This is a genomic window from Arthrobacter sp. Y3221157, from assembly GCF_059089865.1.
The window spans coordinates 1-21524 of record NZ_JBNHFD010000064.1 but is presented as its reverse complement, the minus strand read 5'-3'; the positions used below and the strand labels follow the sequence as shown (position 1 = coordinate 21524).

Genomic DNA, 21524 nt, shown 5'->3' with positions numbered 1-21524 from the left:
GCAGACCATCCCGGGCATCGGCATCTGGACTGCCGCCGAGGTGGTGCAGCGGACCCACGGATGCCCCGATTCCATCTCGGTGGGCGACTACCACCTGTCAGGACCCCGGTCCTGGCCAGGCCGCGGGTGGCGATCCAGGACAGGGCACCGGCGATGACCGCTCCGGAAATCGCGGTAAAGATGATGTAGGCCAGCTTGTCACCGCCGGAGTACGCAATGTTCCAGCCCCACGGCGCGAAGGAATCGTTCAGGCCGCAGAACAGGCCCGCGGCAGCACCGGCCAGCAGCGACACCGGCAGGTTGAACTTCTTGTAAACGAAGATCGCGAAGATAATTTCGGCGCCCAGGCCCTGGACCAAGCCGGAGAACAGCACGGACGCGCCGTACTGCGAGCCCATCAGGAGCTCACCGGTGGCTGCCACGGTCTCGCAGAACAGCGCTGCGCCGGGCTTGCGGATGATCAGCATGCCCAGCACCGCAGGGATCATCCAGCCGCCGGCGATCAGGCCGGTGAGGGGCGGGTATACGGCGTTCATCGGGCCGGATACCGCGGCCGCGCCCTGGGACCAGGCCCAGAAAATCACGCCACCGGCGATGGCGATCAGGGCCGCCACCACGATATCCACGACGCGCCAGGACTTGCTGGTGGTCTTCTTGATTGCTGCAGTGCTCATGAAAAAATCCTCCTGGGAAACAGGAGGGGAAAGCACGGCAGACGGCACTTCGCCGCTGCCGGACTTCGAGAACTCGACTCCCTTGCGCCGGTACTAACCGGATCAGGTTCGAGGGTCTGCGGCTGTCCGCACTCTCAGCGCCCACCTGCGGTTCCCGGTCATACGGGCCCGACGGCGGCGCTCCCCTGTCGTTATGTGTTGCTTGCTTGAATAATGCATTGGATTGCCCTGTTGGGCGTGGTCCAGTTTACACCGGGAGAGGGGTAGATTGTGGGCCATGACTGCCAATCCGCCGCATGTGACTGAGTTCGATCCGGACTCCGATTCCGCCCAGCCGGAGGGATCCCTGCAGGTCCTCATCGGCCGCGTCGAGGGTGAAATCCATGAACTCCAGTTTCCGGGCTTCTCCATGGATGATGCCCTCAACCTTGGCCTCCTCCTGGTGGAGCTGGGCAAGGAGCGCGGCCTGCCCATCGCTATCGACATCACCAAGGGCGAACAGGTCCTCTTCCATGTGGCATTGCCGGGCGCCACGCCGGACAACGAACACTGGATCCGCGCGAAGCAACGCACAGCTGCACGGTACGAACTGCCTTCCCTGCTGGTGGGGCTGCGCGGGCGGCTGCGCGGAGGCAGGATCGAGGACGAGGGCTGGTTCGACCAGACCCGCTACGCGGCACATGGCGGGTCTTTTCCTGTCTATGTGACGGGCGTGGGGGCGGTGGCCACCGTCACCGTGTCCGGGCTGCCGCAGGTGCAGGACCACGACCTGGTGGTGGAGGCCATGCGTGAGGTGCTGCGGGCCACCGGGGCTGACGGGGCACCATGACCGGCACTCCCGCTGACAATCCCGTCCGGGCGGCGGTGGACAAGGCCGAAGACGAGATGATCTTCATCGGCCCGGACCATCCCTACTATCCCCTGCTGGCCGAGCTGGTGTCCGCCGTCGGCAAGGCCTGGCAGCAGGGGTATGAGCAGGGCCGCAGCGGCGGGCACCACCCGAACCCCTACACTTGGACCGGGCCGGCCTGACGGGTTTCCAGCTGCCGGCGGGGAAACAAAGCCTGCTTAGCTTTTATTAGTAATCATGCTTACTATGTTGTTTCCACCGCGTACGAGGAGTCCAGGACATGGCAGTCAGCACCCGCCCACCCGGCGTCCGAACCGCGCTGCAGTGGTCCACGCTGGCTGTTGCCGGCATTTTCCTGTTCGCCGGCATCCTTGGATTCGTTCCGGGCATCACCAGCAACTACGGCTCCCTGGACTTCGCCGGCCCCGGTTCAAAGGCCCTGTTGCTGGGTACGTTCCAAGTGTCCGTCCTCCACAATCTTGTCCACCTCCTCTTCGGCGCCGCCGGAGTGTTCATGGCACGCACCCACCGGCAGGCCCGGAACTTCCTCATATACGGCGGCGTCATCTACCTGGTCCTCTGGCTGTACGGACTGCTCATCGGGGACGACACCCCCGCGAACTTCATCCCGGAAAACTACGCGGACAACTGGCTGCACCTCATTTTGGGGCTGGCCATGATCACGCTTGCGGTCCTCCTCTCCCCGCGGACCACGCCGGCGGACAGCCGGAAATCCTGACCACACCCGCCGGCCGCCAGCGCAGACGGCACGGTCACAACCCGAGACTTAGGAGCAACCCATGCGAATCCCGGAACCCCGAGGCCCCATCAGCAGCACGCTGTTCAACGTCCTCGCAGGCGCGCCTGCGGGCTCCGCCGAATCACTGGCCGGGCTGCGGGAGCTCGCCTCGAACCGGCTGGCCGACACAGTGGACATCATCGGCGACGACGATGCCCAGCTGACCCTTTTCTGCCTGTACGAGCTGCACTACTCCGGGCTGGACGGCGTCACGGACCACTGGGAATGGGATGCCGGGCTGATCCAGGTCCGACAGATCCTGGAAAAGCCGTTCGAAGCGGCCCTTCGGGCGGCGGCCGGGGAGGCTGCCGGAGAGCTGGAACTTCCGGCGGAGCTCACCAGCGACGCGGTGGCGGATGTGCTGTTCGGCCTTGCCGGCAGGGACACCGGCCCCAGCGTCTCCCGCTATGTGGCCAAGAAGGCCAGCCTGGACCAGCTCAAGGAATTCCTGATCCACAAGTCCGTTTACCAGCTGAAGGAGGCAGACCCGCACACTTGGGCGATCCCCCGCCTCAGCGGCCGGGCGAAGGCTGCCTTGGTGGAAATCCAGGCCGACGAGTACGGCGGCGGCCGCCCGGACCGAATGCACAGTGCCCTGTTCGCCCGCACCATGCGGGGGCTGGGGATGGACGACTCCTACGGAGCGTACGTTGACGCCGTCCCGGCGGTTTCCCTGGCGGCCGTCAACCTGATGTCCCTGTGCGGGCTGAACCGGCGGCTCCGCGGCGCCATCACCGGACACCTGGCCATCTACGAGATGACGTCTTCGCAGCCCAACCGCTTTTACGGCAACGGCTTCCGCCGGCACGGCTTCGATGCCAGCGTCACCCACTACTTCGACGAACATGTGGAAGCCGATGCTGTCCACGAGCAGATCGCGGGCCGCGACCTAGCCGGCGGGCTGGTGGAAGCCGAGCCGGAGCTGCTGGACGACGTCCTGTTTGGGGCAACGGCAGCCATGGCCATCGACAGCAGGCTGTCCGCCCACCTTCTTGACTCCTGGGAAGGCGGCCGCTCCTCGCTCAGGGCGGCAGTTCCGGCGGCAGCGTGACCTCCCCGGCCAGCGGAGAATCCGCCGCACGGCTCCCCGCGGAGTACATCCTTCCCCTGCGCTGGACAGACGACACCGGACTCGCCGACCTGGTGGACTACCTGCAGCGCCTGGTGGCCTGGATCCCGGTCACGGTGGTGGACGGCTCAGGCCCGGACCTGTTTGCGCGCCACCGGGAGCAGTTTCCGCCGCAGGTGCGCCACATCCGCCCTGCGGGCTGGACGAAATCGGGCAGCGGCACGCCGCAGGGCAACGGGAAGGTCGCGGGCGTCGTGACAGGCGTGCGCGAAGCCAGGGCGGAACTGCTGGTGCTGGCCGACGACGACGTCCGCTACACGCGAGGGTCCCTCGCCGCCGTCGTTGACCACCTCGGGTCGGCGGACGTGGTGCGGCCGCAAAACTACTTTGACCCGCTGCCCTGGCACGCCTTGTGGGACACTTCCCGGTCACTCATCAACCGGGCATGGGCCGCGGACTTTCCCGGCACATTGGGGCTGCGCCGCAGTGCCCTCCTGGCCACGGACGGCTATGAGCCCGTCCTGTTCGAAAACCTGGAGTTGATCCGAACCGTCGAGGCCGCCGGCGGACGGGAGCGGATTGTTCCGGGCCTTTACATCGCCCGCAGGCCGCCCAAAGCCAGGCACTTCCTCAAGCAGCGCCTCCGCCAGGCCTACGACGATTTTGCCCAGCCCCGGCGCCTGGCCGCGGAACTCGCCCTGCTTCCGGCCATCATCGGGGCAGCCGCCCTCCCCCGGCGGGCACGCACCGCGGCGTTTGCGGGACTGGCGGCCGCGGCGGTGACCACAGCCGAGACCGGACGCCGGCGCCACGGCGGTACAGCCGTGTTTCCCTTGCCCGCGGTGTGCTTCGCGCCGCTGTGGGCGATGGAGCGGGCCGTTAGCATCTGGGGCGCCCTCGCGCTCCGGCTGATGGGAGGCGTCCCCTATGCGGGTGCCAGGATCCGCACGGCCGCCCATTCGAAAGCCGATCTCCAGCGCCGGCATCAAGGGAAGCTGCAGGCCTTCCGGCAACAAACGACGGCACCAACCCTGAAGGAGCAGCAATGAACCAGGACCAGCCCGAAAGCTCCATCGTGGTATGCCCGGACGGGCCACTCATCGTCCGGGGGGATTTCGAGATCGTCACGCCCTCAGGGGAGCCGGTCCCGCGAGAACGGAAGACGGTGGCCCTGTGCCGGTGCGGGGCTTCGGCGATCAAGCCGTACTGCGACGGCACCCACAAGATGATCAAGTTCCGGACCGAGCCGCCGGCCTCCTGACCGGGCCTGGCCAGGGCGTCCCGGACGTTAGGCTAGGGGAAGTCCTGATTTCACGACGCTAGGAGGCACCGAATGAACTTCTTCATCAAGCTGCTGGGCACGGGCATCAGCCTGCTGGCCGGATTCGCCGGAACCAAGGCAGTGGACGTGATCTGGGAAAAGGCCACGGGCCGGAAACCGCCCAAGGGCGAGAAGGACGATGTCCCCACCACCCTCCGCACCGCGCTCACATTCGCCCTCGTGTCCGCGTCGGTGAGTGCCGTGATCCAGGTGCTGACCAACCGCGGCACCCAGCGGGCCATCACCCGGTTCGCGAAGAGCCAGGACGTCGTCTAGCCCCCGGGGCTAGCGCTCAGGGCCGTCGCCGGAGCCGTCCTCGCGGGCGGCCTTGGCGGCGGCTTTTTGCACCACGGCCTCCAGCTCGTCCGAAGTGAGCAGCTCGCGGTGCAGGTGCTTTGTCCGGTAGCCTGCGCGGCCCACCATGTGCGCCGAGACGGGCACCGTGAGGAGCTGGAAGATCCAAGCCACCAGCAGCACCGGCCACACCCACCAGGTCCGCAGCTGCAGCCCGATGGACGCCAGCAGCAGGAAGAGTCCCAGCACCTGCGGCTTGGTGGCGGCATGCATGCGGCTCAGCAGGTCCGGAAAGCGCAGCAGCCCAATGGCGGCGCCGAGGGACATCACGGCGCCCACCACCATGAAGACGGCGGACAGCAGGTTAACCCAGCCGTCACCGCTTGCAAGGTCGAAGTTCCACGTATCAGGGCTCATTCGGTTGCTCCCTCCGGTCTGCCACGAACCGGGCCACCGTCACGGACCCGATGAAGCCAATGACGGAGGTGGCCACCACCAGCATCAGGTTGTTCAGGTGCCGGTTCACTGCCATATCAACGCACAACGCCCCAGCCAGGATGGCAAGCAGCACGTCGGTGGCGAGGACGCGGTCCAGCAGCGAAGGCCCGCGCGCTATGCGGATGACGGCCCCGGCGGCGGCGAGGGAGAAGATGACGGCCGTGACGGCCAGGACTGCCTGCATCATGCGGCCGCCTCCATCCGGACAGCTTCCAGTTCTTCACGCGTGCCCATGATCCGGATCAGTCCGGCCTCAATGGACCTCACTTCTTGGCGCAGGTTTTCCAGGTCCTCCGGGGCGCTGATGTTGATGGCGTGCAGGTAGAGGGTTGACGTGGAACGGTCCACCTCCACCACCAGGGAGCCCGGGATCAGGGATATGACATGCCCGGTGGCGGTGACCAGCAGGTCCTGGTGGCTGCGCAGGGTCACCGCGACGACGGCGTTTGTCACCTTGGGTCCCCGCACAATGGCCAGGTGCAGGATCTGGGCACTCGCCACCACAACCTTGGCCAGGAACATCAGGGCGAACGGGACGGCGTAGAGGATGTTGAAGCGGCCGCTGAGCTCCACCGGCGGAAGGTAGAACAGCCGGGCGACGGCGACTGCCAGCAGCGCCCCGAACAGCAGGTTGCCGGGGCTGAAGTCCTGCCACAGGGCACCCCAGACGATCACCAGCCACACCAGGAGCGGCAGCTCCTGGCGCAGCGAGATGCGTTGGCGGCTCATTGTCCTCCTCCCGCGGTAGCGATGGGCGGCACCAAGGTGTCCCCGCCCATGACGGCCTGGATGTACGGGGTCCGGTCCAGCATGTCCTCCGCGGCCCGGTCGGACAGTCCAAAGAGCGGCCCGGCGAAAATAGTAAGGGCCACGCCCAACGCCACCAGCCCCAGCGTGGAACCCACCATGGTCCGCGGCAGCAGCGTGGCGGAGCGGGCGGCACGGGTGCGGGAGGTAAGCAGCATGCCGGTCCGGCGGGCACCGCCGTCCTCGCGTACTTCCCCCTGGACCTGCCCATCCGCTTGGGCGTCTTCGTCCGGCTCGGCCAGCAGCACCGGATCTGGATGCTCGGCGTCGGAGGGCCGGCGCCAGAAGGCGCGGTTCCAGACCCGAGCCACCGCCAGGAGCGTCAGCAGGCTGGTGAGGACGCCGCCGATCACAAGCGCGTAGGCGAGCGGCGTTCCCAGTTCGATGCCGGCCTGCAGAAGCCCCACCTTGCCGAGGAACCCGGAGAACGGCGGGATGCCGGCAAGGTTCATGGCGGGGATGAAGAACAGCAGCGCCAGGAGCGGCGACAGCTTGGCCAGTCCGCCCAGGCGGTCCACGGATGAGCTCCCGCCGCGGCGTTCGATAAGTCCGGTCACCAGGAACAGGCTGGTCTGGATGGTGATGTGGTGGGCAACGTAGAAGACCGCCGCACCAAGCCCCGCTACCGAGGACACTGCCAGCCCGAACACCATGTAGCCGATGTGGCTGACCAGGGTGAAGGAGAGGAGACGCTTGATGTCGCTCTGCGCCAGGGCACCCAGGATGCCCACCACCATGGTCAGCAGCGCCACCACCATCAGCGGCGTGTTCAGCGAGTCCCCGGGGAACAACAAAGTCTCCGTCCGGACCATCGCGTAGACGCCCACTTTGGTCAGCAGGCCGGCGAACACGGCGGTGACGGGGGCCGGGGCCGTGGGGTAGGAGTCGGGCAGCCAGAAGGACAGCGGGAAAACGGCCGCCTTGATGCCGAATGCCACCAGCAGCATCACGTGCAGGAGGGTCCTGGTGCCCTGGTCCAGTTCACCCAGCTTGAGCGCGAGGTCCGCCATGGTCACGGTTCCGGTGGCCCCGTACACCATGGCGATGGAGATCAGGAACAGCACCGAGGACACCACTGACACCACCACGTAGGTGACGCCTGCCCGGATCCGGGGGCCCGTGCCGCCGAGCGTCATCAGCACGTAACTCGCGGTCAGCAGGATCTCGAAGCCGACGTACAGGTTGAAGAGGTCGCCGGAGAGGAAGGCGTTGGACACCCCGGCCACCAGGATCAGGTAGGTGGGGTGGAAGATCGAGACCGGCGCGTCATGGTCGCCGTCGGCCATGCCCTGGCCGGTGGCGTACACCAGCACCGCCAGGCTCACCGCGGACGAGACCACCAGCATCAGCGACGAGAACTGGTCCACCACCATCACAATGCCCCAGGGCGGCAGCCAGCCTCCGATGGTCACCGCAACCGTCCCGCTGTCCCATACGTGGGCCAGCAGAAGGCATTCGAGCAGCAGGGTCAGGGACAGCAGGCCGATGCTGACAGCCTGCTGAGCCCGGGAATGCCGGATCAGCATGAAGGTCAGGGCAGCGCCCAGGATGGGAAGTACGACGGCGAGCGGGGCGAAGCTTGCGATGTTCACTTTCCGCCTCCTTCCGGGCCGGGGCTGAAGTTCGGGGAGCCGGGCTTTTCTTCCGCGGCGGCAAGCTCGGCGGGCATTTCGCGGCCACCCGCCACGAGGGTTGCCACCGGAAACTCGGAGGTCTCCGCCGGGATTTCGGCGTCGTCCTCGGCATCGAAGCTGGGGGTTTCGGCGACGCGGAGGTCTTCCACGTCATCCTGGATCTCATCCCGCCGGGCAAGCACCCAGGTCCGGTAGATGATGCCGAGCATGAAGGCGGTCACCGCGAAGGAGATGACGATGGAGGTCAGGATCAGCGCCTGCGGCAGGGGGTCGTTGTAGTCTTCGGCCGCGATGTCCTTGGAGTAAAGCGGAGCCAGTCCGGCGTATCCGCCGGTGGCGAGGAGGAGCAGGTTGGTGGCATTGGCCAGCAGCATCAGCCCCAGCAGCACGCGGGTGAGGCTGCGTTCGAGGATGAGGTAGATTCCGCAGGCGTACAGGGCGCCCATGATGAGCAGCAGGGTCAGGTTGACGTTCATGCCTTGCCCTTCGCTGTGGTTTCCGCCGGGATGCCGTCCGGCTCCTGGTCCTCGGCGGGAGCGGCGGCACGCTCCTCGAAGTGCTCGTCGATTTCGGCGCCGAGGCTGCGCAGGACGTCAAGCACCAGCCCCACCACCACGATGTAGACGCCGATATCGAAGATGGTGGAGGTGACGAACTTGATGTCCCCGAACACGGGCAGCCAGAACTGGATGATGGCAGTCTGGAATACCTGGCCGCCCAGCAGGAGCGGCACCACGCCCGAGGCCGCGGCAACGGCCAGCCCGATGCCCAGAAGTGCCCCTGCACTGACGGGGGTTGCCTCCCGCAATTCGAACCGGCCGCCTGCGAGGTAGCGGATGGTGAGGGCCAGTCCGGCCGTCAGGCCGCCCGCGAATCCGCCGCCAGGAAGGTTGTGGCCTGCCAGCAGCAGGTACAGCGAGAAGATCACCAGGGAGTGGAAGACCAGGCGGGTGACCACCTCGAAAATGATGGACCGGCGCTCCGGCGCAAGTGTCCGCCCGGCCACCAGCCACGCGTCCCGGGTGGCGGAAGCGAATTTCCTGCTGATGGCCAGGGCGGCGCCGTCACGGCTCCCGGGGTCGACGCCATGGTGGCGCCCGACGGATCCTTCGGCCACCGATGCGGACGCGAGGATCCTGTCGCCCCGGCCGCGGATGAAGATCAGGCTTGCCACACCGGTGGCGGCGAGCGCCAGCACGGTGATCTCCCCGAAGGTGTCCCACGCCCTGATGTCAACGAGCGTGACGTTCACAATGTTCATCCCGCCGCCGCCCTCATAGGCCAGTTGCGGGAACTGCAACGAGACGGGGGTGGCGATGCGAGCTCCCATGGCGAAGATGGCGGCGAACACCATGGTGGTGCCGAATCCCAGGCCGATGAGGACGCGGACCACCCGGTACTTTCCGCCCGTGCGGTCACGGAGTTCGGCCGGCAGGCTACGCATGGCCAGCACGAAGGCCACCAGGATGATGGTTTCCACCAGCATCTGGGTGAGGGCCAAATCCGGAGCGCCCTGCAGGGCGAACATCAGGGCAATGCCATAGCCGGTGACGGACACCATCAGGACGGCCAGGAAGCGCTTGTTCGCTTTGACCGCGGCCAGGGCGCCGATCACGATGCCGGCTCCCACAACCAGTTGGAGCGGCGATCCGGGATCCACGAGGTAGAGGCCCTCGGGAAGCGGTTTGCGGGCGGCGAGTATGGCGGCCAGTGGCAGCACGAACGCCACACTGAGGATGACGGCCAGGTAGTAGTAGAGCGAACCGCGCTGGGTGCGGCCGGTGACCCAGACGGCGATGTCGTCGAGGGCGCCAATGGTCAGCTGGTATGCGCGGTCGGCGTCCACCCAGGCCGGTACCCGGGACTGCAGCCGCGCGACGGCGTTCCGGCCGAAGAACATGGCCACGCCCAGCGCGAAGGTGAGCGCCGTCAGGCCAAGTGCGGGGGTGACGCCATGCCACAGCGCCAGGTGCCCAGCCTGCTCAGCCGGGGTGCCGGAGTCGGGCGCGGTGGATGCGAAGAGTGCGGCGTAGGGCTGGAGCCAGGCGTCCACGGGGACGGGCCAGAGCCCGTACACAATAGTGAGGAGGCTGAGGATGGCGGGCGCGGCAAGGAAGGACGGCCGGACGGCCTTGAACGGGGTGGGCTCCACGCCCGGCTTCATTGCGAACGCCCCCCACATGAAGCGTGCGCTGTAAGCGAACGTGAGGATGGATCCCAGGACGATCCCGGCAAGGACCACCGCTCCCCACGGTCCCGCGGCGGGGTCTTCGGCATGGTGCACAAAGGCCTCCAGCGCCGATTCCTTCGCAACAAAACCGGCCAGCAGTGGAACGCCTGCCATCGACCCGGCACCGATGCCCGCCACGATGCCCAGGGCGCGGGACGACCGGAAGACGCCGGAAAGCTTCCCGACGTCGCGGGTGCCGGACTGGTGGTCGATGATGCCCACCACCAGGAACAGGGTGGCCTTGAACAGGCCGTGGGCCAGCAGCATAGCCAGGCCGGCCAGGGCGGCGTCGGGGGTGCCGAGCCCCACCACCATGGTGAGGAACCCCAACTGGCTGACGGTCCCGTAGGCGAGGATGAGCTTGATGTCTGCCTGACGGAGCGCGCGGTAGCCGCCCACCAGCATGGTGGCCAGGCCCAGACCCAGCACCACTGGCTGCCAGTACGCCGTTTCGGCGAAGCCCGGCGCGAGCCGCGCCACCAGGTAGATGCCGGCTTTCACCATCGCTGCGGCATGCAGGTATGCGCTGACGGGAGTGGGGGCCGCCATGGCTCCGGGAAGCCAGAAGTGGAAGGGCACCAGCGCCGACTTGGTGATCGCACCGACCAGGATGAGCACGACGGCGGCGCTCACCAAGGAGCTGGACGCTCCGTCCACCAGGGCGGGAGCCTGGTCCAGGATCGCGGAGATACGGTACGTGCCGGCCGCCTGTCCCAGCATGATCAGGCCCACCAGCATGGCCAGGCCGCCTGCCGTGGTGACCATCAGGGCCTGCAGGGCGGACCGGCGGGCTGCCAGCCTGGTCCGGGCGAACCCGATCAGGAGGTAGGACAGGATGGTGGTGAGCTCCCAGAAGATGAACAGCAGCAGGAGGTCATCCGCCACCACCAGGCCGAACATGGCACCGGCGAAGGCCAGGAGCTGGGCTCCGAACGCTCCTAGATCCTGGTCTTTCCGCTTGAAGTACCGTCCGCAGTAGGCGAGCACCAGGGCACCGACGCCCAGCACCAGCAGCGACATCACCCAGGCCAGGGCATCCATGCGGAACGCAAATTCGAGGTGCAGGCCGGGAATCCACGGAAAGACCTCTGCCACGGCACCGGCTGCCGAGTAGACGGGGGCGTGCTGGAAAAGGAGCCAGGCGAAGGAAACTGCGGGAACAACAGCCAGGGCGTAGAACGCGTTGCGGCCCCAGGCCCGGAAGAGAAGCGGCGCCAGGACAGCCACCGAAAAGTGCACGGCAAGGACTGCAATCACTGGATTCTCCGCAACGTCATGAATTCGATTGTCAAAAGTTAAAGCAGGCGGCAAAAAGTAAGGTTCGGGAACAGGCAGTTTATCAAGCCTCTTTTGCCCGCCGTCCCGCGTCGGGTACCATGGCCGCCGCCTCCCGCGGCATTCCGGGGCAGGGTCCGCGTCCTGTTCGCCCTCGGCGGATACGATGCATCGTATGAACAGCGCCAGCGCTCCGGGGGCCATGCAGCCGGCCTCGGACCTTGAATCCGGCCAGCACGCCTCCAACAAGGGCAGGATCCTGGCCTGGGCTTCCTGGGACTGGGGCTCGGCGGCCTTCAACGCCGTGATGACAACCTTCGTCTTTACCGTGTACCTGACCTCCAGCGCGTTTGGCGGGGAAGACCAGGCGTCCGCCGTTTTAGGCGGCGCCCTTACCGTGGCGGGTCTGGCCATCGCCCTGCTGGCCCCGGTGACCGGGCAGCGTTCCGATGCCGGCGGCCGGCGGAAGCTGTGGCTCGGCGTGAACACCGCGGCCGTCGCCGTCCTGACCGCCCTGTGTTTCTTCGTGTTTCCGCGGCCCGAATTCCTGCTCCTGGGTGTGTCCCTGATCGCCCTGGGAAACATCTTCTTCGAGTTCGCCGGCGTCAACTACAACGCCATGCTCGCCCAGATTTCCACGCCCCGGAACATTGGCAGGGTCAGCGGCCTTGGCTGGGGGGCGGGCTACCTCGGCGGCATCGTGGCGCTGCTGGCCGTCCTGCAGTTGTTCGTCCAGCCCAGTTTCGAGTGGTTCGGCGCGTCCACCGAGGACAGCCTGAATATCCGGCTGGTGGCCGTCTTCTCCGCCCTGTGGTTCTTCATTTTCGCCCTGCCCGTGCTGTTCGCCGTCCCCGAACTGCCCCGCACAGGCGAGGCCAACAAACTCGGGTTCCTGGCCAGCTACGGGCTGCTGGTCCGGCGGATCAAGGCCATCTACGCCACCAGCCCGCACACCATCTACTTCCTGCTGGCCAGCGCGGTGTTCCGGGACGGGCTTGCCGCCGTCTTCACGTTCGGCGGGATCATCGCGGCGGGCACCTTCGGTTTCGAACTCTCCCAAGTCATCTTCTTCGCCATCTTCGGGAATGTGGTGGCGGCGGTCGGGGCCGTGATCGGCGGATTCCTGGATGACCGGGTGGGCCCGAAAGCCGTCATCATCGGTTCCCTGCTCGGCCTGCTGGCTGCGGGCACCGTGATCCTGGTCCTTGGCAACGGCGAGTACGTCTTCTTTGGCATGCCCTGGGCCGGCAGCACCACGTTCTGGGTGTTCGGCCTCTTCCTCTGCCTGTTCGTGGGCCCCGCGCAGTCCTCATCGCGGGCATACCTGGCGCGCCTGGCACCGCACGGCGAGTCGGGTGAGCTGTTCGGCCTGTACGCCACCACCGGCCGCGCCGTCAGCTTCCTGGCTCCAGCCCTGTTCACCCTCTGCATTGCCATTGCCACACCCCTGGTTCCCGCCGGCGAGGCCCAGCGCTGGGGAATCCTGGGCATTATGGTGGTCCTCCTGGCCGGACTGCTGGTCCTGCTGCCGGTGAAATCACCGGACAAAGCGCCCATCGCGGTTGTTCCGGTCGCCTGACCCCGTATCTTCGCGGAGGGGTACGGCATGTGCGGCAGGCTCACAACCTGGGAGGACTTCCGGGTGGTCTGACCGCACCCCATGAGCCTCCCCCGGCGACTAGGCTTGGACCATGAACGTGGATGAGACCAACCTTCCGGGCCTGGGCCTGCGGAAGGATTTCATGACAGCCTCCGGCCGCCGGGTTGGCGTGGTGGAGCTGCGCGAGGGTCAGACGGAACTGATCATCTCCACCTGGGACGATCCCGATACCTGCCAGGCGTCTATTCCGCTGACCAGTGATGAAGCCGCCACCCTGGGCAATCTTCTGGGCGGGCAGCATTTGGCCATGAAGCTGACCGAAGAGCACAAGGACGTCCCCGGAATTGTGACCCGGCAGTTCTCGATCGCTCCGGACTCCCCGTTCCAGAACCAGCCCATGGGGAAGGCGTGCATCCGTACGCGCTGCGGCGTCTCCATCGTCGCCATCATGCGTGAAGGTGAGGTGCTCCCTTCGCCGGGACCCGACGTCGTCCTCCACACCGGAGACCTGCTGATAGCAGTCGGAACCCAGGAAGGCCTCGACACAGCGGCCGATATCCTGCGCCACGGCTGAGTCCTGTGGACCCGCTGGCCCTGACCCTCATCGAACTGGGGGCCGTTGTGTTCTGCCTCGGCCTGTTGGCCAGGCTGGCCGGACGGATCGGAATGTCTCCCATCCCGCTGTACCTCCTGGGCGGGCTCGCCTTCGGCGCGGGCGGCATCGTCAAGCTCGAAGGCATGCACGAATTTGCGCATGTCAGCAGCGAAATCGGCGTAATCCTGCTGCTGCTCATGCTCGGATTGGAATATACGGCGGCGGAGCTCTTCACTGGCCTGCGCCGCTCCTGGCAGGGCGGTGTGCTCGATCTGGTCCTGAACTTCCTGCCCGGGGCCGCGCTGGCCTACCTGCTGGGCTGGGGCGGAGTGGGGGCCATGGTGCTGGGCGGCGTCACCTACATCTCTTCATCGGGAATCGCGGCCAAGGTCATCACCGATCTCGGCCGGCTGGGCAACCGCGAAACGCCCGTCGTGCTGTCCATCCTGGTGTTCGAAGACCTGGCCATGGCCGTTTACCTGCCTGTGCTGACCACCATACTGGCGGGGGTCAGTTTCCTCGGCGGGCTCACCAGTGTGGGCATCGCACTTGCAGTTGTGAGCGTGGTTCTCATGGTTGCGCTGCGGCACGGGCATCACGTCTCCAGGGCCGTGCACAGCGAGAACTCGGAAGTGTTCCTCCTGAACCTCCTTGGCGCAGCACTGCTCGTGGCCGGCGTCGCTTCGGCCATGCAGGTATCCGCCGCGGTGGGAGCGTTCCTGCTCGGCATTGCTATTTCCGGCGCCACCGCCCATAACGCCACCCGCATCCTGGAACCGCTACGAGACCTGTTCGCAGCTATTTTCTTTGTGGCGTTCGGGCTCAACACGGACCCGACCTCCATCCCGCCCGTGCTGGGCTGGGCCCTGGTGCTGGCTGTCATCACCGCCGCCACCAAGATGGTCACGGGCGTCTGGGCCGCGAAGCGTGCGGGCATTGCCCGGCGGGGCCGCTTCCGCGCCGGAGCAGCATTGATTGCCCGCGGCGAGTTCTCGATCGTGATCGCAGGCCTGGCGGTGGCTTCGGGAGCGGTACCGACTGAACTTGCGGCCCTGGCCACGGCCTACGTGCTGATCATGGCCGTGCTGGGGCCGCTGGCTGCGCGCTATGTGGAACCGCTTGTTGGTACAGCAGGCGGCCAAAAAGGCGTTCCGGCGAAGGCCTAAGTGCGTTTCCCGCTAGATGGTGGTGCGGTGGAAGTTCAGGTGGCTGCGGCTGGCGGTGGGGCCTCGCTGGCCCTGGTAGCGGTTTCCGTACTCGCCCTGTCCGTAGGGGTACTCCGCGGAAGATGTCAGCCGGAAAAAGCACAGCTGCCCGATCTTCATTCCCGGCCACAGCTTGATGGGCAGCGTGGCCATGTTGGACAGCTCAAGGGTGACGTGTCCTGAGAAGCCGGGGTCAATGAATCCGGCGGTGGAGTGCGTCAGCAGGCCCAGCCGGCCCAGCGAGGACTTGCCCTCCAGCCGGGCCGCAATATCGTCCGGCAGCGTGACGGTTTCGTAGGTGGAGCCCAGGACGAACTCGCCCGGGTGCAGGATGAAGGCTTCGTCCTCTTCGACTTCCACCAGCCGCGTCAACTCAGGCTGCTCCTGTGCAGGGTCGATGTGCGCGTACTTGTGGTTGTCGAACAGCCGGAAGAACTTATCGATCCGAACATCCACGGACGACGGCTGCACCATCGCCGAGTCGTAGGGTTCCAGCACGATCCGCTGGGAGTCAATTTCGGCACGAATATCGCGGTCAGAGATCAGCACCGTCCCAAATTACCGTATGGCTTATCCACACTAATATTTTCGCCGTTGTTGCTGTGGCCTCATGGGGCTAATGTTGCCTCAGGTACTCAGGCGCCGGATGGTCTCCCGGATGGCCCAACAGAGCTGGGGATGTTGTGAATAAATTGGTAGCGCCCTCTTTCATTGGCGTGCTCTGCGCCCTGGCGCTGGTCTCCTCGTCAGCGGGCACCCTTTCCGCGCCGCTTCTGGCAAACGACTCGGCGGTCGCGGCCGGTCCGCGGAGTGTGTTGCTGGAGCCTGCACTGCACGACGGCGGCGCGGGCTCTGCTGGCGACCCCCAAGCAGGATCCCCACTCACCCCTGCCGTGGAACCGGTGATCCGTCCGGCGTCTCCGGCCACCGCATCACCTGCCCCGGAGGCCCCCGCCCCCGTGACACTCGGGACGGTCCCGGCACCGGAGCCCGTGACGTCCCAGGCCACTGCCACCGGCACGCCGGAGACGGCCCCGGAAGTTCCGTGGATCCCGCCGCTGTGGGCACCGGATGAGGAACTGGGGAAGCCCGCACCGGTACTGCCCGCCCCCGAATCCATGCTTGCCGCGCCGCGTCCTGAAGCCCTGGTGCGGGACGACAACTCAGCAGCGATCCTCACGGTCTTCAACCGGATCAACGAGTACCGGGTGTCCAAAGGCCTGGCGCCCGTGAAGTATCACCCCACAGTGGCGGGACTGGCCCAGGAATGGTCGGACAACATTGCCTCACGCGAGGTCATTGAGCACCGTGCCAACTTCTGGACCGATCCCCGCGCCATGAATCCCAACAATGGCGCCGGTGAGGTCATCGCTATCCGCACGGACCGCGATGCCGCACTGCTGGTGGAGTGGTGGAAGGGCTCACCCGGCCACAATGCGATGCTGCTCGACCCCCGGTTCAACGTGATGGGGGCCGGCATCTCCTACACCGACCGCACCTACAAGATTTGGGGCGTGGTGAACTTCTTCGGCTACACCACCCTTCCGGCAGGTACCGTCAACTCGCCCGGCGGTGCCACCAGTGGCGGTGGCGGCGCGGCCCTGCCGCCTCCCGCTCCCACCACGTGTGATGCCACGGTCCGCCACATGCCGCCAACACTGGACCTGTCCTCCGCTGCCATCACGGGCCCCGGCGACCTCGTCACAGTCGACTCCGCGGGGCAACTCCTCCGCCGCTCCTCCCTGGGTGCCCGTACCTACGCTGCCGCAAACGTCATCGGCTCCGGCTTTTCCGGCGCCAAGGAAGTCTTCGTCACGGACTGGGACCGCGACGGCGCCTATGACCTGCTCACCCAATGGACCAACGGCAACCTGACCCTGCACCGGGGCAATGCCACCGGCGGGTTCCAGGCGCCGGCCACCCTCGGCTCCGGCGGGTGGGACACCCTGACCCTGGCCGTGGGCGGTTGGTGCGCCAATAACCGAATGCCCCAAATCCTGGCACGGGATGCCGCCGGAAACCTCTACCTGTATCCCAACAAGGGAACCGGTGACCTCGCCGCTCGGACCCTTATGGCCAGCGGGCTTCCTGCCGGCAGGCTGGCCATGGTCGATTACGATGCCGACGGCTTCCAGGACCTGCTGGCCATCCGCACCGACGGAGCGGTCCTGCTGTACCGCGGCTGGGGAACCACTGCGCTGCGCGCCGAAGCGCGGCCCACAGTTGCCACCGGCTGGCAGGACGCCACGGGGGTGAAAGCACTGCGGGACGTGACCGGGCTGAACTCGGCGGGCGTGGCTCTGCGTCGAGCAGGCGACGTGGTGCAGTACTGGGACCTGACCGGCGGAAGCCTTGCCTCGGCGTCGAACATTGCCGGGCCTTGGACCGGCCAGCGGCTGGCCCAGTAGGCAGGATCAGCGGTAGGGCCGGCGGGGCCTAGACGGCGGGCTGGAGTTCCAGGACGTCCTTGAGCCGCTCCAGCTGGGCTACTTCTGCCCGGACACTTCGCTGGACCATCTTGTTCAGCAGGCCCAGACGGTCAAGGAACGGAAACCGGCCCTCGGCCTGCGCTTCGACCGCAAACCGCACCCGGGTTCCCGTCCCTTCCGTGCTGAGGTAGTAGCCGCCGCTGCGGTTTGCGGGGCCGGACAGGACGCGGAACTCAATTTCAGCGCCCGGCCGGGCCTGGGTGATTTCGAGGTCAGCCGGAATGCTCAGCCCGGACCGGCCCGCGACCATCTGCCGGTAGACGGCGCCCTTGGCCTCGGCCGGGCCCTGCAGCAGCTTCACGCTGCGGACGCCCTCGCGCCAGTGCGGAAGATTGGTGGCGTCGAGCAGGTACAGGTACACAGCCATGGCGTCACGCCGGATGAGGACCTCGTGTTCTGCGAATGCCATGTAAATCTTCCCGTGGTTGACGTCGGCCTGCCGTGCTGACCGCCTCCCCCTGACGCCGCAGCCTTCCGGTTCAGGTTAGCCAGCGCTCCGGACCCGCACCTAGCCAGGGCCTGCGACGTTATTGAAGAGTTACTGGATGACGCCGCGGCTTACGGGACACGGCCAACAGCGCTCCGGGTTGGGCGGTTTGTGGCTCCATCTGCGCTAAGCTAAGTTCTGCCCCGCGCGAGTGGGGGCAGTGCGGCTGTAGCTCAATGGTAGAGCGCTAGCTTCCCAAGCTTGATACGCGGGTTCGATTCCCGTCAGCCGCTCCATCTTCTGCAGTATCGCCGAGGCCGCACGGAGGGTATTAGGTGCCGCGGTGTAGGGTCGGTAGTCAGGAACCTTTCGGTTCCGCTACAGGAGCAATCATGGCTGATAAGTCCCCGCGTCAAACGGCATCAAAAAAGTCCGGCAAGTCCATCAAGGAAAAACGCGCAGACAAGAGGGCCGCTTCCGCGCCGGCCAGTTCCCTGGATACTCCGTCCGGCAAGAGCGCTGCCAAGAAGAAGTAGCCGGGAAACCGCCGGATGAGGGCTGGACCGGCAGCTTGAAGCGGCGACCAGAAATAGCTGGCGTTTGCTTCAGGCTGCCGCTGCCCGGTTCACGATCTGCAGCGGTCGGCGCCGGTCCTTCAGGTCCACCCGAAGCGTGAGCGCTGCTTTCCGTGCCAGCAGGACGGCCACCGTCAGCGCCGCGATCGCCGGAACCCCGCCCGATACCAGGAGCGCGACGTGCGGGTCAGCGTGTTCGGCGATCCAGCCCAGCATGGGTCCGCCCAAAGCCTGGCCGCCGATCAGCACCATGATGTAGAGGCTCATCACCCGCCCCCGGATTCCCATGTTCGAACTGACCTGGACCAGCTGGTTGGAGCCGGTGAGGAACATCAGGCACCAGAATCCGGACATGACCATCGCCGCACCGAACCAGGCCATGGACGGCGCCAGCGATGCAAGGCAAAGCATCGCTCCATACATGCCGGCGCAGAACACCACGGACCGCAGCCGAAGCCGTCGGCGGCGGGTGGAAGCCACCGCACCGGCCAATGCACCGAGAGCCACCAGGGCGTTGAGCAGCCCGTAACCGCCCGCACCCACCGCAAAGACCTGGTCGGCGAACGCTGCAAGCACCACCGGCAAACTCATGGCGAACACCGCTATGAAGCCTGCCATCAGCCAGGGCCAGTAGATGGTGGGCTTGCTGAGCGCGTATCGCAGGCCTTCGCGAAGCATCCCCTTGCTCTTGGGTGCCGGCGCGCTGACGAACAGCTGGTCCTTACGCAGGATCAGCAGCATGGCAACAGTGCAGCAGCAGGCGAAGGCGTTACCGGCGAAAGCCCAGCCTGCACCGACGGCGGTCAGGAGCAGTCCGGCCAAAGCGGGGCCGATCAGGCCACCCAGTTGGAAGGTTGTGGAATTCACGCTGATGGCGTTCCGCAGGTACTTCGGACCCACCAGCTCGTGGACGAAGACTTGGCGGGCGGGCTGGTCAAGGACGGTGACCAGGCCCAGCACCAGTGCGATGACGTAGACATGCCACACGTCAACGGTTGCGGTGAGGGCGAGGACAGCCAACGCCCCGGCCAGGACCGCGGCCATGCCCTGGCACAGAATCAGGATCTTCCGCTTGGCGAACCGGTCGGCCACCATCCCACCCCAGGGTCCCAGCAGCAGGGACGGCAGGAATTGCAGTGCCACCGTGATGCCCACAGCTGTAACTGAACCGGACAGTTCCAGCACCATCCAATCCTGGGCAATCCGCTGCATCCAGAGTGCGATCACGGCAATGAAGTGGCCGGCGGCGAAAATCCGGAAGTTGGGCACTTTCAGGGAGATGAACGTGTGCCGCCACGGAAGGTGCTCGGCCACAACCGGGAGCGGCTGGGTGTGGGGCGCAGAACCTGCGGAGTCGATGACGGGCTGGGTGACGGTTGCCGATGACGGCGGTGGGGGTGCCACAGGTATGTCCTCACATTGCTGGCGGCCTGGGATGCCCTTAACGCTAGGCTGGGCCCGAAGATTATGGAGATGTATCGTGCCTATAAGTCCCATTGCGGTCCGTAATACCATCCCAAACCCTCAGAGGAGTCCGTCTTGTTTGACCCCACCCAGCTGCGCTCCTTCCTGGCGGTGGCCGAAACGCTGAGCTTCACCAAGGCTGCCGAGCGCTTGGGCCTGGCGCAGCCCACCATCAGCCAGCACGTCCGGAAGCTGGAAACGGCAGCCAAGCGGGTACTGATCACCAGGGACACCCGCGATGTCCGGCTTACGGACAACGGGGATGCGATGGCAGGGTTCGCGCGCAACATCCTGTCCGCCCATGACGCCGCGGCCCGCTATTTCTCCGGCTCGGCAATGCGTGGCCGCCTCCGGTTCGGCACCGCGGACGATCTTGCCATCACCGGCCTGCCCCGGATCCTCCGCGAGTTCCGGCAGATCTATCCACAAATCAACCTTGAGCTGACGGTGGGCCAAAGCGACCAGCTGTACCGCAAACTCAACGCCGGCCAGCTGGATCTCGTTTTCGTGAAGTGGGTGGCCGGAGCCAAAGACGGCACCGTGGTGCAGCATGACTCGTTCTCCTGGGTGGGCCTGGAGCAGACCAGCCTGGAGCCGGGCACCCCGGTCCCGCTGATTGCCTACCCCTCGCCCAGCCTCAGCAGGAAACTGGCCATTGACGCCCTCGAGGCACATGGCAGGACCTGGCGCATCACCTGCACCACCCGTCAGATCAGCGGGGTGCTGGCCGCCGTCCGGGCTGGAATCGGCGTCGCGGTCATGCCGACGTCGCTGGTCCCGGAAGACCTGAAAATCATCACGCGGCGCTTCGACCTGCCCTCCGTAGGGGACGTCGACTTCACCCTGATCCGCAATCCCCTGGCCAACTCGGAGGTCATCGATGCCCTCACGCAGTCCATTGTGGGCAGGACCATCAACCGCCAGGCCTAGGAACGGGAACTTCGGCAGGCGTTACCTCCGGCAGAAGTAGGAGCAAAGCGCCATCCCGTGAAAGCTTTCCATTGATGTCAGAACGTTACCTAATCTATGCTGGTCTCCCATGGTCAAGCAGCTGGCCGGTTCTCTCACACGGGCGTGCCCTGCACGACAGAGCTCCCGCCCGGGACAGGCAGCCAATGAAGACAGCCAAGAACACCCATTTCACTGCGGCCCATGCACACCCGCACACCTCTCCGCGGCCCGCAACCCGCCAATCGAACCTGGGCGCAGGAGTAGCAACCACAGATTCCGGCTACGTAGGCAAGCCAACCTGCGACAAGTGCCGTACCGACGAATTCATCTACCTCGAGTCCTATATACCGCCCACCTACCGGCGTGACGGCGCAGTAGCCACCCTTGGGGAAGTGGCCTACACCTGCACCCGCTGCGAGGACTTCTCAGCACACAGCGTTCCCGTGACATGGACGCCGCCCGGGTGGTACCTGGGCTGACACCCGCAGGTCTCCTGCCGCGCAGCCAGCGCGGACACTGACGGCAAACAAGGCCGGGCGGCCACCCGAGAAGGTGGCCGCCCGGCCTTGTGTTGGCCTGCGCCTGGTTAGATCAGGGCATCCGAGAGGTGATTCGGGGTGCCGAAGCGGTGGGCCGTGATGCTGACGGCCTGCTCGTGCAGGAACGGCAGCAGTTCCACGCGGCCAGCCTCCGTGACCGGGTGGGAGTACACCGCCAGGTCGGGCCTGCCGCCGGTTGCCTCGGCGAGCGCGGATGCGTCCCCGCCG

Annotated in this window: 24 protein-coding genes, 1 tRNA gene, 2 pseudogenes and 1 riboswitch; of the genes and pseudogenes, 16 read left to right on the top strand and 11 right to left on the bottom strand. The window is 66.3% G+C overall.

Translation table 11 applies throughout. The features are described from left to right. Window positions 1-100, top strand: a pseudogene (locus AC5RTT_RS14790) (3-methyladenine DNA glycosylase); the annotation flags it as partial. Here the strand turns inward: AC5RTT_RS14790 and AC5RTT_RS14785 are convergent. Continuing rightward, window positions 96-674: pseudogene (locus AC5RTT_RS14785) on the bottom strand (ECF transporter S component); the annotation flags it as partial. The pseudogenes AC5RTT_RS14790 and AC5RTT_RS14785 sit on opposite strands and share 5 nt — an antisense overlap. Window positions 675-735: 61 nt before the next feature. Next, window positions 736-871, bottom strand: a riboswitch (TPP riboswitch). An 80-nt stretch (window positions 872-951) separates the two neighbouring features. Between AC5RTT_RS14785 and AC5RTT_RS14780 the strand changes: the two are divergent. The 7 genes from AC5RTT_RS14780 (at window position 952) to AC5RTT_RS14750 (ending at window position 4989) form a co-directional block, all read left to right on the top strand. After that, window positions 952-1503 (top strand): heme-degrading domain-containing protein, encoded by a 552-nt coding sequence (locus tag AC5RTT_RS14780; protein ID WP_494145838.1) that lies wholly within the window; start codon window positions 952-954, stop codon window positions 1501-1503. Continuing rightward, window positions 1500-1706 (top strand): hypothetical protein, encoded by a 207-nt coding sequence (locus AC5RTT_RS14775; RefSeq protein WP_494145837.1) that lies wholly within the window; start codon window positions 1500-1502, stop codon window positions 1704-1706. Before AC5RTT_RS14780 ends, AC5RTT_RS14775 begins: the two co-directional genes overlap by 4 nt. Window positions 1707-1804: 98 nt before the next feature. Then, window positions 1805-2263, top strand: coding sequence for a DUF4383 domain-containing protein (locus AC5RTT_RS14770; RefSeq protein ID WP_494145836.1), 459 nt, complete (start codon window positions 1805-1807; stop codon window positions 2261-2263). A 61-nt stretch (window positions 2264-2324) separates the two neighbouring features. Beyond that, window positions 2325-3374, top strand: coding sequence for an iron-containing redox enzyme family protein (locus tag AC5RTT_RS14765; RefSeq protein WP_494145835.1), 1050 nt, complete (start codon window positions 2325-2327; stop codon window positions 3372-3374). Beyond that, window positions 3371-4441: a glycosyltransferase family 2 protein gene (locus tag AC5RTT_RS14760; protein WP_494145834.1), complete on the top strand. Its 1071-nt coding sequence runs from the start codon at window positions 3371-3373 to the stop codon at window positions 4439-4441. Before AC5RTT_RS14765 ends, AC5RTT_RS14760 begins: the two co-directional genes overlap by 4 nt. Beyond that, entirely contained in the window at window positions 4438-4653 is a 216-nt protein-coding gene (locus tag AC5RTT_RS14755) for a CDGSH iron-sulfur domain-containing protein (RefSeq protein WP_494145833.1), read from the top strand. The genes AC5RTT_RS14760 and AC5RTT_RS14755 overlap by 4 nt, the downstream gene beginning before the upstream one ends. Before the next feature lie 72 nt (window positions 4654-4725). After that, window positions 4726-4989 (top strand): DUF4235 domain-containing protein, encoded by a 264-nt coding sequence (locus AC5RTT_RS14750; protein WP_494009867.1) that lies wholly within the window; start codon window positions 4726-4728, stop codon window positions 4987-4989. Between the two features lie 9 nt (window positions 4990-4998). On the opposite strand, the gene mnhG is transcribed toward AC5RTT_RS14750, so the two are convergent. Genes mnhG through AC5RTT_RS14720 form a run of 6 tightly spaced genes read right to left on the bottom strand, consistent with a single transcriptional unit; the run spans window position 4999 to window position 11433 of the window. Further along, window positions 4999-5424 carry a monovalent cation/H(+) antiporter subunit G gene (gene mnhG, locus AC5RTT_RS14745; protein ID WP_494145832.1) on the bottom strand — a complete coding sequence of 142 codons (426 nt, stop codon included), beginning with the start codon at window positions 5422-5424 and terminating at the stop codon, window positions 4999-5001. Continuing rightward, on the bottom strand, window positions 5414-5692 hold the full coding sequence (locus AC5RTT_RS14740) for an MrpF/PhaF family protein (protein ID WP_494145831.1): 279 nt from the start codon (window positions 5690-5692) through the stop codon (window positions 5414-5416). Before AC5RTT_RS14740 ends, mnhG begins: the two co-directional genes overlap by 11 nt. Further along, complete coding sequence (locus AC5RTT_RS14735) at window positions 5689-6234, bottom strand: Na+/H+ antiporter subunit E (RefSeq protein ID WP_494145830.1); 546 nt, start codon at window positions 6232-6234, stop codon at window positions 5689-5691. Before AC5RTT_RS14735 ends, AC5RTT_RS14740 begins: the two co-directional genes overlap by 4 nt. Beyond that, a complete protein-coding gene (locus AC5RTT_RS14730; protein ID WP_494145829.1) occupies window positions 6231-7904 on the bottom strand; it encodes a Na+/H+ antiporter subunit D in 1674 nt (557 codons plus the stop codon). The genes AC5RTT_RS14735 and AC5RTT_RS14730 overlap by 4 nt, the downstream gene beginning before the upstream one ends. Then, window positions 7901-8422 carry a Na(+)/H(+) antiporter subunit C gene (locus AC5RTT_RS14725; RefSeq protein WP_494145828.1) on the bottom strand — a complete coding sequence of 174 codons (522 nt, stop codon included), beginning with the start codon at window positions 8420-8422 and terminating at the stop codon, window positions 7901-7903. The genes AC5RTT_RS14730 and AC5RTT_RS14725 overlap by 4 nt, the downstream gene beginning before the upstream one ends. Further along, on the bottom strand, window positions 8419-11433 hold the full coding sequence (locus AC5RTT_RS14720; RefSeq protein WP_494145827.1) for a Na+/H+ antiporter subunit A: 3015 nt from the start codon (window positions 11431-11433) through the stop codon (window positions 8419-8421). The genes AC5RTT_RS14725 and AC5RTT_RS14720 overlap by 4 nt, the downstream gene beginning before the upstream one ends. 193 nt (window positions 11434-11626) lie before the next feature. Here AC5RTT_RS14720 and AC5RTT_RS14715 point away from each other — a divergent pair, with 193 nt between their 5' ends. The 3 genes from AC5RTT_RS14715 (at window position 11627) to AC5RTT_RS14705 (ending at window position 14812) form a co-directional block, all read left to right on the top strand. Beyond that, entirely contained in the window at window positions 11627-13030 is a 1404-nt protein-coding gene (locus AC5RTT_RS14715) for an MFS transporter (protein ID WP_494145826.1), read from the top strand. 112 nt (window positions 13031-13142) lie between these two features. Beyond that, on the top strand, window positions 13143-13625 hold the full coding sequence (locus AC5RTT_RS14710; protein ID WP_494145825.1) for a cation:proton antiporter regulatory subunit: 483 nt from the start codon (window positions 13143-13145) through the stop codon (window positions 13623-13625). Window positions 13626-13630: 5 nt separating this feature from the next. Continuing rightward, the gene (locus AC5RTT_RS14705) at window positions 13631-14812 is read left to right on the top strand and encodes a cation:proton antiporter (protein WP_494145824.1); all 1182 of its coding nucleotides are present in this window, start codon (window positions 13631-13633) and stop codon (window positions 14810-14812) included. A 12-nt stretch (window positions 14813-14824) separates the two neighbouring features. Here the strand turns inward: AC5RTT_RS14705 and dcd are convergent, their stop codons facing one another. Next, entirely contained in the window at window positions 14825-15400 is a 576-nt protein-coding gene (dcd, locus tag AC5RTT_RS14700; protein WP_494053031.1) for a dCTP deaminase, read from the bottom strand. Window positions 15401-15534: 134 nt separating this feature from the next. Here dcd and AC5RTT_RS14695 point away from each other — a divergent pair, with 134 nt between their 5' ends. Continuing rightward, window positions 15535-17259, top strand: coding sequence for a CAP domain-containing protein (locus AC5RTT_RS14695; protein ID WP_494145823.1), 1725 nt, complete (start codon window positions 15535-15537; stop codon window positions 17257-17259). A 28-nt stretch (window positions 17260-17287) separates the two neighbouring features. On the opposite strand, the gene AC5RTT_RS14690 is transcribed toward AC5RTT_RS14695, so the two are convergent. Beyond that, a complete protein-coding gene (locus AC5RTT_RS14690) occupies window positions 17288-17749 on the bottom strand; it encodes an SRPBCC family protein (protein WP_494145822.1) in 462 nt (153 codons plus the stop codon). Between the two features lie 240 nt (window positions 17750-17989). Here AC5RTT_RS14690 and AC5RTT_RS14685 point away from each other — a divergent pair. Then, window positions 17990-18063 (top strand) — tRNA-Gly (locus AC5RTT_RS14685). Between the two features lie 96 nt (window positions 18064-18159). Beyond that, window positions 18160-18303, top strand: a complete 144-nt coding sequence (locus AC5RTT_RS14680) for a hypothetical protein (RefSeq protein ID WP_494145821.1) — start codon at window positions 18160-18162, stop codon at window positions 18301-18303. 69 nt (window positions 18304-18372) lie between these two features. On the opposite strand, the gene AC5RTT_RS14675 is transcribed toward AC5RTT_RS14680, so the two are convergent. Continuing rightward, window positions 18373-19746, bottom strand: a complete 1374-nt coding sequence (locus AC5RTT_RS14675) for an MFS transporter (RefSeq protein WP_494145820.1) — start codon at window positions 19744-19746, stop codon at window positions 18373-18375. Between the two features lie 135 nt (window positions 19747-19881). On the opposite strand from AC5RTT_RS14675, the gene AC5RTT_RS14670 reads away from it, so the two are divergent. Both AC5RTT_RS14670 and AC5RTT_RS14665 read left to right on the top strand, forming a co-directional pair. Continuing rightward, a complete protein-coding gene (locus AC5RTT_RS14670; protein ID WP_494145819.1) occupies window positions 19882-20736 on the top strand; it encodes a LysR family transcriptional regulator in 855 nt (284 codons plus the stop codon). Between the two features lie 185 nt (window positions 20737-20921). Then, window positions 20922-21236 (top strand): hypothetical protein, encoded by a 315-nt coding sequence (locus AC5RTT_RS14665; RefSeq protein ID WP_494145818.1) that lies wholly within the window; start codon window positions 20922-20924, stop codon window positions 21234-21236. Between the two features lie 107 nt (window positions 21237-21343). Here AC5RTT_RS14665 and AC5RTT_RS14660 read toward each other — a convergent pair. Further along, window positions 21344-21524, bottom strand: a 181-nt coding sequence (locus AC5RTT_RS14660; protein ID WP_494145817.1) for a hypothetical protein, incomplete at its 5' end; no start/stop codon positions are given.

Coding starts and splice junctions, on each gene's coding strand:
- AC5RTT_RS14770 (WP_494145836.1), top strand. CDS start 1,805: ATGGCAGTCAGCACCCGCCCACCCGGCGTCCGAACCGCGCTGCAGTGG.
- AC5RTT_RS14755 (WP_494145833.1), top strand. CDS start 4,438: ATGAACCAGGACCAGCCCGAAAGCTCCATCGTGGTATGCCCGGACGGG.
- AC5RTT_RS14735 (WP_494145830.1), bottom strand. CDS start 6,234: ATGAGCCGCCAACGCATCTCGCTGCGCCAGGAGCTGCCGCTCCTGGTG.
- AC5RTT_RS14710 (WP_494145825.1), top strand. CDS start 13,143: ATGAACGTGGATGAGACCAACCTTCCGGGCCTGGGCCTGCGGAAGGAT.
- AC5RTT_RS14690 (WP_494145822.1), bottom strand. CDS start 17,749: ATGGCATTCGCAGAACACGAGGTCCTCATCCGGCGTGACGCCATGGCT.
- AC5RTT_RS14740 (WP_494145831.1), bottom strand. CDS start 5,692: ATGATGCAGGCAGTCCTGGCCGTCACGGCCGTCATCTTCTCCCTCGCC.
- AC5RTT_RS14780 (WP_494145838.1), top strand. CDS start 952: ATGACTGCCAATCCGCCGCATGTGACTGAGTTCGATCCGGACTCCGAT.
- AC5RTT_RS14775 (WP_494145837.1), top strand. CDS start 1,500: ATGACCGGCACTCCCGCTGACAATCCCGTCCGGGCGGCGGTGGACAAG.
- AC5RTT_RS14725 (WP_494145828.1), bottom strand. CDS start 8,422: ATGAACGTCAACCTGACCCTGCTGCTCATCATGGGCGCCCTGTACGCC.
- AC5RTT_RS14680 (WP_494145821.1), top strand. CDS start 18,160: ATGGCTGATAAGTCCCCGCGTCAAACGGCATCAAAAAAGTCCGGCAAG.
- AC5RTT_RS14665 (WP_494145818.1), top strand. CDS start 20,922: ATGAAGACAGCCAAGAACACCCATTTCACTGCGGCCCATGCACACCCG.
- AC5RTT_RS14750 (WP_494009867.1), top strand. CDS start 4,726: ATGAACTTCTTCATCAAGCTGCTGGGCACGGGCATCAGCCTGCTGGCC.
- AC5RTT_RS14715 (WP_494145826.1), top strand. CDS start 11,627: ATGAACAGCGCCAGCGCTCCGGGGGCCATGCAGCCGGCCTCGGACCTT.
- mnhG (WP_494145832.1), bottom strand. CDS start 5,424: ATGAGCCCTGATACGTGGAACTTCGACCTTGCAAGCGGTGACGGCTGG.
- AC5RTT_RS14765 (WP_494145835.1), top strand. CDS start 2,325: ATGCGAATCCCGGAACCCCGAGGCCCCATCAGCAGCACGCTGTTCAAC.